The sequence below is a fragment of the Edaphobacter dinghuensis genome (assembly GCF_014640335.1).
Classification (GTDB): domain Bacteria; phylum Acidobacteriota; class Terriglobia; order Terriglobales; family Acidobacteriaceae; genus Edaphobacter; species Edaphobacter dinghuensis.
Genome location: NZ_BMGT01000001.1, coordinates 553,879 through 565,549, shown reverse-complemented (window position 1 = coordinate 565,549; position 11,671 = coordinate 553,879). Strand labels below are relative to the sequence as shown.

Here is an 11,671-nt window from a genome sequence, read left to right as displayed (position 1 = left end):
ACTTCTTTTCGTATAAGACATTGCCGGGACCTCTCGCTTTGCTCTCGCGGGGCTGGTAGTCTCAATCGGAACCCCCGGAACGGATATCGATGGAATTTAAAGAGGCCGTCAAAATCGCGTTGCAGTCACTGTGGGCCAATAAGCTCCGGTCGATTCTGACGCTGCTGGGCGTCGTGATCGGCGTGGCAAGCGTCATCGCCGTGGTTACGCTGGTCAATGGCGCGAACACCTATGTCACGACGAAGTTTTCAAGCTATGGGGCCGATGTCTTTACGGTGTCGAAGATGCCGCAGATTATCACCAGTTCCGAGGACTATCAGCGGTTTCAGAAGCGCAAGAACGTTCTTTACTCCGACTTTCTTTATGTAAGAGACAACTGCAAACGCTGCGTCGGCATTGGAGCGCAGCAGTCGACCACAGGCACGATTGTGCGCGGAACGCAGTCGGTGACAGACACGCAGATTCGCGGCTATACGTGGCAGATGCCTTCGCTGCAGAACCTGAACATCGAACAGGGGCGCGGGTTTACCGAAGCGGACGAGGAACGTGCATCTCACGTCGCTATCATCGGAACGGATATTCAGGACCACCTGTTTCCCGGCCAGAATCCGCTGGGGCAGGAGCTGCGCGTCGATGGCACGCCGTATACGATCATCGGCATCAGCGAGAAGCAGGGCAGCACCTTTGGCCAGAGCCAGGACAACTGGGTGGGCGTGCCGCTGACGGCGTACCAGAGGAACTACGGGACGCAGAAGACGGTGACCATTTATGTAAAGGCCGGCTCGGCGGGGCAGGTGCTGGATGATGCTGCCGACGAGGTGCGGGTGCTGATGCGGTCGCAGCGGCACGACGCGCCGGGAGCGCCGGACTCCTTTGAGCTGGATACGAACAATACGCTGGTCGGGTTCTTCAGCACGGTCACGAAGTCATTCGGTGCGGTTGCGGGGGCTATTGCGCTTATTTCGCTGGTGGTGGGCGGCATTGTGATTATGAACATCATGCTGGTAAGTGTCACCGAGCGAACCCGTGAGATTGGGATACGAAAGGCTCTGGGTGCACGACCGAAAGACATTCTGATGCAGTTTTTGATCGAGTCGGGAACGATGGCCTTGGTCGGCGGAGCCTTCGGCGTAATTGGCGGCATTATTGTGGCGCAGGTCATTACGGTCGTTGCCGGATTTCCCTCTACCATCGCATTTTGGAGCGTGCTTGCGGGCTTGTTTATGGCGACGTCGACGGGCATCTTTTTCGGGGTATATCCGGCGCGAAAGGCTGCGCAGTTAGATCCGATAGTGGCTTTACGGGCTGATTAGGAATTGGAAGGCAAGTTTTATGCGGATTGGCGATGTCAAGGAAACGGTAGTGATGGCATTGGACACGCTGCGCACGAATAAACTGCGCAGCGGTCTGACGATTCTTGGAATCGTCATTGGCGTCATGACGGTGATTATCATCTCGTCGGTCGTGAATGGGCTCAACAGCAGGGTTGAAGACCTGGTGAAGTCGCTGGGTTCGAACGTTCTTTTTGTCTTTCGTTTCCCGGTGTTCGGTCAGCGTCCCACAACCGAGATGTTGACCCGCAAGCAGCTAACCTACGACGATGCCATGGCGATGCGTGAGCTGCCGCATGTGGTGGCGGTATCGCCCGCGTTGCAGTACACCGACAATACCGATCCTAGCCGCGCCGGCGTTACAGCCATCAAGGGCGGCGGCAAAACGATGCAGGGCACTATTCTTGAGGGCGATACTCCGGCGCAGAAGGATGTGAGCGAGCTGGACATGCGCGAGGGCCGCTTCTTCAATGAGGGGGATCAGGAGCGTGCGGCCAAGGTGACGGTGCTGGGCAGCGACACCGCGGATGAACTGTTTCCCGACCAGAGCGCGATAGGCAAAGAGGTGCAGGCGGCAGGAATGGTCTTTACCGTCGTCGGTGTGCTGGACAAGCAGAAGCAGGCGTTTGGCGGAGGAAAGAATCCGCAGGACAACCATGCGTATTTTCCGATTACGACGTTCCACTACATGCATCCGGAGCAGTTGGACTACTGGATCACGCTGAAGTACGACGATCCTAAGAACCGCTCGCTGGTGGAAGATGAGCTGACTGAGTTGCTGCGACGACGGCGAAAGGTAGCCAACGCTGCGCCGGATAACTTCGCCATCTTCGGCACTGACTCGCTGACACGATTGTGGAACAACATTACCAGTGGACTTTTTCTGCTGCTGGTTGCCCTGTCAAGCGTGGCGCTGCTGGTGGGTGGTGTCGGCGTCATGAACATCATGCTGGTAAGCGTGACCGAGCGAACGCGAGAGATCGGCATACGTAAGGCGATAGGAGCGACCAAGCAGACGATTCTGACGCAGTTCACGCTGGAGGCGATGACGCTGTGCGCAGTGGGAGGAATTATCGGCCTCTGCATGGGAAGCGCTCTTGCGTTGGGCGTATCCATTTTGTTTCCGGCGGCGCTGTCGGCGGTGTGGATGCTGGTGGCGTTTTTAAGTTCGTGCGGGATCGGGTTGGTGTTCGGAATCTATCCGGCATGGAAGGCTGCGAACTTGAATCCGATTGAGGCGCTGCGGTACGAGTAGGCAACGGACGCGATCTGCGGTTCTGCGCTGAGGTTCGTTAGACTAAATTAATGGCCACAGCGATTGAGGCGATCACTATACTGTTGACGCTTGCCGGGTTGGCGTATCTTCTGCTGGCATTGTGGGGAGCACGGGACTTTGGGCATTACTGGATGCGGCGTCCAAAGACGGAGGGGTTTGCTCCTGATGTCAGCATTCTGAAGCCGGTGAAGGGTGTCGATCCGCGGATGTATGCCGGGCTGGTCAGCCACTGCCGCCAGCAGTACGCGGGCAACTTCGAGATCATCTTCGGTGTCGGCAGCATGGACGATCCGGCTGTCGCCGAGATACGGCGGTTGCAGGCGGAGTTTCCCGACCGCGCCATTCGCCTGGTGGAGTGTCGCGAGCGGCTGGGAACTTCAGGCAAAGTCAGCAATCTGGTGCAGATGCTGCGCGAGGCGCGGTACGAGCATGTGCTGATCAACGACAGCGATATCTATGTCTCGCTGCTGTACCTGACTCGCGTGATGGCGTGCTTTGCGGATGCGTCGGTGGGCATGGTGACAGCTCCGTATATCGGCCGCACGGCCGAGAGCGCGAGCGGACGGACGCTGTGGGCGCGGCTGGAGGCGCTGGGCATCTCGACGGATTTTTTGCCGGGAGTGCTGACGGCACGCAAGCTTGAGCATGGCATTCGGTTTGGTCTGGGCTCGACGCTGGCGATGAGCAAGACGGCGCTGGCAAAGGCGGGTGGCCTTGAGCCGTTGACGGAGTATCTTGCCGACGACTACGAGATGGGCGAACGCATCGCTGCCGCTGGCTATCGTGTGGAGCTTTGTAATGAGGTCGTCGAAACGACGGTTCCGGCGTATAACTTTCGCGGCTTTTGTGACCATCAACTACGTTGGGCGCGGTCGACTCGCGACTCGCGCAAGCTGGGCTACGTTGGTCTGGGGATTACCTACGCTCTGCCGTGGGCGCTGATGACCTGCGTTGCCAGCGGGTTCGCGTTATGGAGTTTCTCGTTGCTGAGTGTAGTGGTGCTGGCGCGGGTTGCAGTGGCGCTCTCGGTCGGCGTCGGCATTCTGCGCGATGAACAGGTGCTGCGTGATCTATGGCTGCTTCCATTGCGGGACTTCTTCGGCCTCTATTTTTGGGCGTGGAGCTTTGCCGATGACACGGTGGTGTGGCGCGGCGAACGGTTTCATCTGCGTAATGGGCGAATTACGCGGGCTTAGTCCTCTGGGTGTGGCGGCGGTGGCACAGTGCTCTGTGCTGCTTTGACGGTCATCAGCTCTGCGCTCCCTCGGTACCAGTCGACTTTGCGAGTGGCGATCATGATTCCGGCGAGCAGAACGAAGAGCAGCATCGAACCGAGCAGCAGCGCATTGTCCTCCGAGATGAGAAGACCATAGATGGCTGCATAAAGAACGGTCAGCATCGAACCGAACCAGGCTCCATAGACTACGCTACGAAGAACGAAACACAGGTAATAAGTAAGAAGTCCAATACAGGCTGCACTGGCGATAAGATAAGCGGCTGCGAATGCAATATGTTCGCTGAGGCTAATGAGCAGAAGGAAGAAGAGGGTAAGTCCGAAGCCGACCAATAGATATTGGACCGGATGAATAGGCAGGCGCTTGACGATCTCAAAGAGGAAGAATCCTCCAAAGGTGAGCAGGACGAAGAGCACGCCATACTTCACCGCCCGGTCGGAGAGCTTGTAGGGATCAATCGGATTGAGAAGTTTTACGCCAATGGAGTCGATGCCCGCAGTATTTTGAGTTGTCATCTGGCTTTGCGTCGCGGCAGCGAGAGACGAGATCTCCCAGACGGCGTGAAATCCCTTGCCGGTCACTTCGCGAGTGCGAGGCAGAAACTTGCCGTCGAAAAGTGGAGTAGGCCATGCAGAGGTCAGCTCGAAGCGGTTGGTTGTAGCTACGGGAGCAAGAGAGAGTTGCTGAGTGCCAGCTACCGTGAGATCGATGGCGAAGTTGAGACTGGACGGAACGCCCCCTGGAGTGCCAGAGAGTAATGCCTGAAGATTGGGCTTCCAACTCCCAGCGCTATCGTTGGCGACGCTCGTGATTTGAAGTTGCTTATCGTTCGCTGACAATGTGGGGCTGCCAACGATGCCTCGAACGTCGCTGAGCCTCAGCGCGAGGTAAGGAACTCCGTATGTAATCTGGCCGGTAAGCCCAGACGCAGGGATTCTGAAGGTGCCGTCGATATGGCTTTCAAGTTCATACACGGTGACTTTGTAGAGGCCATGATGCCGTTCGCTTGGCCGCACAGCACCGTGAATGTTCAGAGAACTCGGAAAGATCAGATAGCTGCTTTCGACCTTGTGCGAGGTGACGCGACGCTCCCCTTTGTCGCCGATGGCTACGTCGTCGACGGTTTGCGTATAAGGTTGCACCAAGATCGGCCCTATCAATTGCTGGGAACCGGCATAGCTGTCGGAGATACTTTTGACGGCATCTTCCCGATAGCTCTCACGGCTGACGAGAATGCCATAGACGGCTGCGAGTGCAATAAGGATGATGCCGGTAAGGACGGAAACGACCAGCATCTTGATGAAAACCATCTTATTCATTGCAGCGTCTGTCCCCTTGTTGGTTCATGATTGTTTGGGTTCCAACAAGATACAGGTATTTTGGCAAAAACAATCACCAAAAAACTAATAAGTGCTGGCTTGATTGCTCACGATCTCTTTGCCTCCGCTTTGGGCGATGAAGTATGCCTTGGTGGGCAGCGATGGTAGCGGATCGTCGAGGCTCTGCCAGAGGAAGACGCGGCGCACGCCTGTCCATTTGAGGCGGATTGAGTTGTTGTCTTCGAAGATTGGCGGAGCATCGGGGAAGAAGGAGCCGTACCAGAGGTTCGAGCTGCGTCCGTTGAGTATGTGGATGTTGTTGCGCTGGAGGTAGAAGCCGAGCGTGCTTCCGCTCTCGTACTCTCCGTTGATGACGATCATGTCGTCGGGCTTGAGCTGCGGTGCGATAGCTTCAGCGAGATTGTAGGACGTAAGGATAGGAGAGAAGATCTGCAGGCCAAGGTGTGCGGCCAGCAGAAAGCCGAAGGCTCCGGCGGCGAGCCATAGGTTGGCGGCGTGAGGCTTGTACTTGAGGCGCAGCAACCAGTTCAGCAACGTTCCGCCGAAGAGCGCGATGGCGGTGATGATAAGTGGTGTGCGGAACGCTCCCATCGCTCGCGTATCGAGATCGAGGAAGTGGCCGAAGGAGAGCGCGTAGTCGCCGGGGTTCTGCCGCAGCATGGTAGCGAGGTCGGTGTTGGGGCTGGGCGGTTGCGAGTGGAGGATGAAGAACCCTGCTGCCAGCGCGGCGATGGAGCCGAGGATGAGAAGGACGACCGAGATGCGCTGTCCCGCGATGGCGAGGCGGTTGGGAACGGAAAAGGACTCTGTTTCGTCGGCTTCTTTGGCTAGCCACGCGGCGATCAGCAGGGTCAGCGCGGGCAGAGTGGGAAGAACGTAGTACTCCTGCCGCGTGGAGAAGCTGAAGAAGAGCATGGGCAGCGCAGCCCAGATTCCGAGCAGAAGGAGCGTGCTTTGCGAGGCGTCGAGTGTCTGACGGCGCAGCGACTTCATCCAGGGAACGCTGGCGATAGCTTTGAAGACGTAGGCGCTCCACGGCATCAGCCAGATGAGCAGCAGGCCCCAGAAGAGTGCGAGGGGAACAGTGTCGTAGTCGCGCGGGACGCGGAGGTTGAGGTAGCGGAGCACCTGCTCGTTGACGAAGTAGAACCAGAGCCAGCCATGGACGTTGCCGTCGGTGGGACCGGGAACTGTCCAGTGGCCGTGGCTGAAGCTAAGGTTTCCGGGATGGCCTTGCGTCGGGTTCGCCAGCGCGATGAGGACATGCCATGGAACTGCGATGGCGAGGAAGAGGATAATGCTTGATAGTGGAAAGAGCTGGCGGATGCGAGTGATGCTTCTGCGAACGCCGCGGGTGAGCAGCAGATGTGCCAGCACGATGAGCATAGGGAAGACGATGCCGATGAGTCCCTTGGTGAGGACATCGAGGGCGCAGCAGGCGGCGAAGCCCCAGCATAAGAGCGGACTCGGATGTTCCTGTTGCTCGGTCAGCCAGTAGCAGAGCATTCCCAGCGTCAGCCAGAGGCAGACGGCGACGTCGGGAATGGTGATGCGGGTGAAGATGAAGATGCCGAAGCTCGAGAGCAGGATGAGCGCTGAATATAAGCCTGCGCGAGCGGAGCCGAAGGCGCGACGGCCGAAGCTCTCCATTGCCAGGGCGAGTGCGAGAACGGTGAGGGCGAGCGGCAGCCGTGCGGATGCGGTGTGGACACCGAAGAGCTTGAAGCTGGCGGCGATGCTCCAATAGAGCAGGGGCGCTTTTTCGAGATAGCGGATACCGTTGGCGTAGAGCGTGACCCAGTCGTGGCGGACGAGCATCTCGCGGGCTACCTCGGAGTGGACAGAATCGGCGTCATCGAGCAGCGGCGGCGTCAGCAGCGTGAAGCTGGCGTAGAAGAAGAGCCAGAGCGCGATGAGAATGACGCGGTTGCGGTGGAGAGCAGATGGGGCTGGCGCGTTGTCGATAGGCTGAGGCACGTATTTAGTGTATTTGTGACGGGTGGAATGGGTTGATTTTGGGGGACACAACGGCAAAAGCGAAATACAGGGGTCTCTCCACTGCGCTTGCACCCCAATGAGCGAAAAGCGCGCTCGCTGGGGACCCCGCGTTCGCTTCGGTCGAGATGACGTACTGTTGTTGCAGGATGAGTGGAGTTGATACGTGCGGACGAGTCGGTTTGACTTGATTTGTCGTAGACTCAGGCTGACTGCATGATGAGTGATCTGGTTCAAGTTGGAAGTGCCGCGCCGCCGCCTACGGAGCTTATCTTCGGCGAGTGGTATCCGGCCCTGCGCGCCGATGAGCTGCGCAAGGGCAAGACGAAGACGGCGATGCTGCTGGGCATTCCCTTGCTGATGGGGCGCAGGAACGACGGCAAAATATTTGCCATGCGCGATCTTTGTCCGCACCGCGGCATTCCGCTTTCGGCGGGGTGGTTCGATGGCGAGACGGTGCAGTGCAAATATCATGGCTGGCGCTTTGAGCCGTGCAGCGGGCAGTGTGCGGAGATTCCTTCGCTGACCGGGCATGATGTTCTGGACGCGACGAAGATTTTTGCCAACTCCTTTCCCTGCGAGGAGCGCGATGGCTATGCGTGGGTCTACATCCCTGAGCCGGGAACGGGGCGGGTGGGCGATGCGCTGCCGCCGGTGCCGGAGACGCCGAAGTTTTCTGAGCGTTATCGCAGCGCGCATCTGGTGGCTGATCTGCCTTGCAATGTCGATCACGGCATCATCGGGTTGATGGACCCGGCGCATGGGCCGTTTGTGCATCAGGCGTGGTGGTGGCGCAGTCGGGCGAGCATTCACGAGAAGACGAAACATTTCGAGCCGATTCCGCAGGGTTTTCGCATGTCGGCGCATGCGCCTTCGGGCAACAGCGCTCCTTACAAATTGCTGGGCGTGTATGGCGAGCCGATTACGACGACGATCGATTTTGTGCTGCCGAACCGTCGCTATGAGACGATCCGCTGCGGCGCGAAGTGGTTTTCGAGTCTGACTACGGTGACTCCGGTGACGGCTTCGACTTGCAGGATTGATGTGTATGCGGCGTGGAATGTTTTTTATCGTGTTCCGTTTGTAACTTCAATTGCTACATTTTTTGGAGCGCGCTTTGTGCGGCAGGACCAGGAGACGATGGTGCAGCAGGCACAGGGGTTGCGGTTCAATCCGGCGCTGATGCTGATTGATGACGCCGACAAGCCTGCGAAGTGGTACTTCGCATTGAAGCAGGCGCGATTGAAGGGGACGGGCGAGCATCCGCTGGCCGGGCCGGTTACATTGCATTGGCGAAGCTGAGGCACAGCAAGATACAGTCGTTGCGGCTTCGCCTTCACTCCGGCCTTCGGCAGAGTGGATGCCGCTTCGCGGCGGTTGTTTGAGACGCGAGGCTGAAGCCTCGCTCTACCTAGCGGCAACTACAACAACAACAGCAAATGCAATGGCCCCATCTTTGTGGGGCCATTGCTGTTGCGAAGAGGGGGTGCGTTTGTTGCTCTTTAGTTCTCCAGGAAGATCATGGCGCTGGCTGCGGGAACGTTTAGTGTGCTGCTCTTTGTGCGTTCGCCGTTGGAGAGGTTGGCCTCGTGGGCGGTGAGCGAGGGGGCGCTGAGGCGATAGAGAGTTCCTTTGCTGCGGCCCGGAAGGGTGATCTCGGTTGATTGGGTGGCGTCTTTGTTGATGACGGCGATGAGTGTGTGTCCGTTGGGAAGCTTGGCGGCGTAGGCGGTGGCGTTGACCGCACCGGGGTCGAAGTCGACGGGGACCATGGTGGCTCCGGCGAAGTGCTGGACGAACTTCAGGCCGAAGTAGACGGGTTCGGCGACGTACTTGCCGTCGATCTCGGCGATGGGGGTGTAGAAGGGGCGCGGGTGCGGGGCCTTGGGGTCGGGCATCAGAAGCTCGCCGGGGAGTGTGCCGCCGAGCGAGTCGGCGACTGCCTTGCCGCTGCCGCCGTGGAGGTTGATGCCCGCATAGCCGAAGGAGGCGAGCGAGAGCGCGTAGTCGGCGGTCCAGAGTGCGGCGCCGAAGACGTCGGAAAAGCCGGGCTTGCCGCCGCGGTAGCAGCTATTGCCTTCAGTCATGCGATATTTTGCGCCGACTTTGATGGCGGCGGCGCGGGTGGTCTCGGCGACCTTGGCGACGCGGGGGTCGGTCTTGAGGAGTTGATCGAGGGTGGCTTTGGGGTTGCTCGGCGGGCCGGTGAAGTAGTAGTGGTGGGTGACGTCGGCGACGTTGGGTCGGTCCTGCGGGGCCAGCGCGGCGATGCGGTCGGCGATGACGGTGGACCAGTGGGGATTGCCGGCGGTGTCAGGCAGGCCGAACTTCGCGCCGGGGACAGCAGCGCGGATGGCATTGGCAGCGGCGAGCCACTCGTCGAAGTAGCGGTCGGCGGTCCAGGTGGCCTTGTCGCGGAAGCGGCGGCCGAAGCCGTCGGGCTCGTTGCCGACCTGGAAGAATTCGAGGCGCGGACCGAGGGTTTTGGCGACGAAGATGGCCTCTTCGGCGGCGCGCTGAGGGGTGCTGGTGCCGAGGTTGATGCCGAAGAGGGTTGTCCAGTCGGTGGCGTCGAGGAAGGCGCGCAGGTTGCGGACGGCTTCGGGGGTGACGGCGTAGCTGAGGGCCATGGGCGATTGTTCACCCGGAGGGGTGCGCAGAATGACGTTGCTGGGTAGTGGCGGCTGCTTTGAGTTGGGCGTGGGCTTCCACCAGCCGACGTCGGAGGTGTTGCCGCCGAGGCGGAGGACGCCGTGGGGCGCAAGCGCGCGGAACTGGGCGATGAGGCCGTGGTTTGAGGGAGCGAAGAAGCTGGGGTCGGAGAGTTGCTGGATCTCGTAACTGAGACCGATGAAGTCTTCGGGCACGGTGGGGCCGGGTTGGTCGGTGTGCAGGGTGAGCTTCGCGGTTGCAGCGGTTTGGGCAAAGGCGCGAAGGTTTGGGGTCAGGGCGGCTGCGGCGGTAAGCGCGACGAAACGGCGACGATCGAGGGAAGACATTGTTCGAGGTTAGAACTTTGTTGGGGACTGTGGCAAGGGGATTGTGGATGGGCGAACGGAAGGGGATCAGTCGTTACGGCTTCGCCTTCACCCCGGCCTTCGGCAGAGTGGAGGCCGCTTCGCGGCAAGTTTTCAGACGCGAGGCTAAAGCCTCGCTGTACCTAGCTGCAAGGGCAAGGCAGCTGACCTGCTGAATTTCTAGCTTGTAGGGTGGATGGAGTAGATGACTCCGTTGACGTCGTCGGTCAGGAGGAAGGAGTCGGGGCCGGTCTGGAAGATACCGCAGGGACGTCCAATGACTTTGCCGTTTACGAGGAAGCCCATCAGGAAGTTTCGCGGGTGGCGCGAGCTGGGGGTGAAGCGGACTACGCGGTAGCCGGTGCCGATGTGGGGTTTGCCTGCTCCGTGCAGGGCTACGAGGAAGGTGTTGTTGAGGGTGTGGTTTGTGTTATCGAAGAAGGCTACGCCGAGCGGGCTGGAGTGTGCGATGAAGGTGGTATAGGCCAGTGGGACTTTGGCGCAGTCGAACTGTGGCGGCGTGGTGCCGATGGGTGGGAAGACGCTCTTGTTAAGGTCGGCGTGAGAGACGACGGGGTCGGGGTGGACGACGCCGTGGTCGAAGTAGCAGGTGGGCCAGCCGTAGTTGCTGTCGGCGGCGACGGGATGAAGGTTGGAGTCCATCTCGAAGAAGGTGTCTTCGGGTACCTGGTCGCCGAGGTGGTCGTCGCCCATGTTGGTGGCGAAGAGAGCGCCGTCGTCGATGGAGGGAACGAAGGTCATATCGACGGCGTTGCGCAGGCCGTGGGCGATGATCTGCTGATCTTTGCCGTCTGGGTCCATCACCGAGAGCGAGGCGCGGATGGGCTCTTTTTCGAGGCAGGCGTTGCAACTGCTGCCGACGGTGACATAGAGGCGGGTGCGTCCGTGCAGGTTGGCGAAGGCGACGGTGCGGGTGAGGTGCCAGCCACCGTATTTGTAGTTGAGGCCATAGTCGGGATAGTGGGCGAGGACTTCGGGTGGGCCGGTGGGGGCGTTGTCTCCGGCCTTGTACTTGTAGCGGAGGAGGCGGTCGGTGAGCGCGGTGTAGAGCCAGATTTGGCCGGAGGGGTCGATGTAGAAGGCGACGTTGTTGGGGTTGCGCAAGCCTTTGAGGTAGGTGGTGCGCGAGGTGAAGGTGTGGGTTGCGGGGCTCCAGCCGTTGAGGATGTAGATGGCCCCGTCGGTGTTGTCCGCCAGCGAGCTCATGTCGGTGGCGAAGATGCGGTGGTCAGGAGACTTGGCCATGAAGCGGACGCGGTGCATGCCCTGGGAGGCGACGTTGATGTCGAAGCTGGCGGGAAGCGAGAGGGTGATGCTCTTGCCGTTGGCAAGGTGGAGGGTGTGCGGCTTCAGAGCGGTCTGGGCGATCTGGGCGTGGGCGGCGACGGTGAGGGACAGAAGGGCCACGGAGAGCGTGCGAAGTCTCAGCATGGGTAGATGGTACCGGATGAGAAAG

General features: G+C 59.7%; 8 protein-coding genes. 4 read left to right on the top strand and 4 right to left on the bottom strand.

What is annotated here, in order from left to right; translation table 11 throughout:
- Window positions 1-89 precede the first annotated feature (89 nt).
- From IEW09_RS02185 to hpnI, 3 genes are read left to right on the top strand one after another with little or no spacing between them, the layout of a single operon-like run.
- Window positions 90-1,313, top strand: coding sequence for an ABC transporter permease (locus IEW09_RS02185; protein WP_188552505.1), 1,224 nt, complete (start codon window positions 90-92; stop codon window positions 1,311-1,313).
- A gap of 19 nt (window positions 1,314-1,332) precedes the next feature.
- The gene (locus IEW09_RS02180) at window positions 1,333-2,586 is read left to right on the top strand and encodes an ABC transporter permease (RefSeq protein WP_188552504.1); all 1,254 of its coding nucleotides are present in this window, start codon (window positions 1,333-1,335) and stop codon (window positions 2,584-2,586) included.
- A 50-nt stretch (window positions 2,587-2,636) separates the two neighbouring features.
- Entirely contained in the window at window positions 2,637-3,803 is a 1,167-nt protein-coding gene (hpnI, locus tag IEW09_RS02175; RefSeq protein WP_188552503.1) for a bacteriohopanetetrol glucosamine biosynthesis glycosyltransferase HpnI, read from the top strand.
- On the opposite strand, the gene creD is transcribed toward hpnI, so the two are convergent.
- Both creD and IEW09_RS02165 read right to left on the bottom strand, forming a co-directional pair.
- Window positions 3,800-5,161, bottom strand: coding sequence for a cell envelope integrity protein CreD (creD, locus tag IEW09_RS02170; RefSeq protein ID WP_188552502.1), 1,362 nt, complete (start codon window positions 5,159-5,161; stop codon window positions 3,800-3,802). The genes hpnI and creD overlap by 4 nt on opposite strands.
- Window positions 5,162-5,245: 84 nt before the next feature.
- Entirely contained in the window at window positions 5,246-7,159 is a 1,914-nt protein-coding gene (locus tag IEW09_RS02165) for an ArnT family glycosyltransferase (protein WP_229739026.1), read from the bottom strand.
- Window positions 7,160-7,393: 234 nt separating this feature from the next.
- Between IEW09_RS02165 and IEW09_RS02160 the strand changes: the two genes are divergently transcribed.
- Window positions 7,394-8,479: a Rieske 2Fe-2S domain-containing protein gene (locus IEW09_RS02160; protein WP_373282784.1), complete on the top strand. Its 1,086-nt coding sequence runs from the start codon at window positions 7,394-7,396 to the stop codon at window positions 8,477-8,479.
- 200 nt (window positions 8,480-8,679) lie between these two features.
- On the opposite strand, the gene IEW09_RS02155 is transcribed toward IEW09_RS02160, so the two are convergent.
- Window positions 8,680-10,176 (bottom strand): hypothetical protein, encoded by a 1,497-nt coding sequence (locus IEW09_RS02155; RefSeq protein WP_188552501.1) that lies wholly within the window; start codon window positions 10,174-10,176, stop codon window positions 8,680-8,682.
- A 198-nt stretch (window positions 10,177-10,374) separates the two neighbouring features.
- On the bottom strand, window positions 10,375-11,646 hold the full coding sequence (locus IEW09_RS02150) for a PQQ-dependent sugar dehydrogenase (protein WP_229739025.1): 1,272 nt from the start codon (window positions 11,644-11,646) through the stop codon (window positions 10,375-10,377).
- Window positions 11,647-11,671: the final 25 nt, after the last annotated feature.

Coding starts and splice junctions, on each gene's coding strand:
- IEW09_RS02185 (WP_188552505.1), top strand. CDS start 90: ATGGAATTTAAAGAGGCCGTCAAAATCGCGTTGCAGTCACTGTGGGCC.
- IEW09_RS02180 (WP_188552504.1), top strand. CDS start 1,333: ATGCGGATTGGCGATGTCAAGGAAACGGTAGTGATGGCATTGGACACG.
- hpnI (WP_188552503.1), top strand. CDS start 2,637: ATGGCCACAGCGATTGAGGCGATCACTATACTGTTGACGCTTGCCGGG.
- creD (WP_188552502.1), bottom strand. CDS start 5,161: ATGAATAAGATGGTTTTCATCAAGATGCTGGTCGTTTCCGTCCTTACC.
- IEW09_RS02160 (WP_373282784.1), top strand. CDS start 7,394: ATGATGAGTGATCTGGTTCAAGTTGGAAGTGCCGCGCCGCCGCCTACG.
- IEW09_RS02155 (WP_188552501.1), bottom strand. CDS start 10,176: ATGTCTTCCCTCGATCGTCGCCGTTTCGTCGCGCTTACCGCCGCAGCC.
- IEW09_RS02150 (WP_229739025.1), bottom strand. CDS start 11,646: ATGCTGAGACTTCGCACGCTCTCCGTGGCCCTTCTGTCCCTCACCGTC.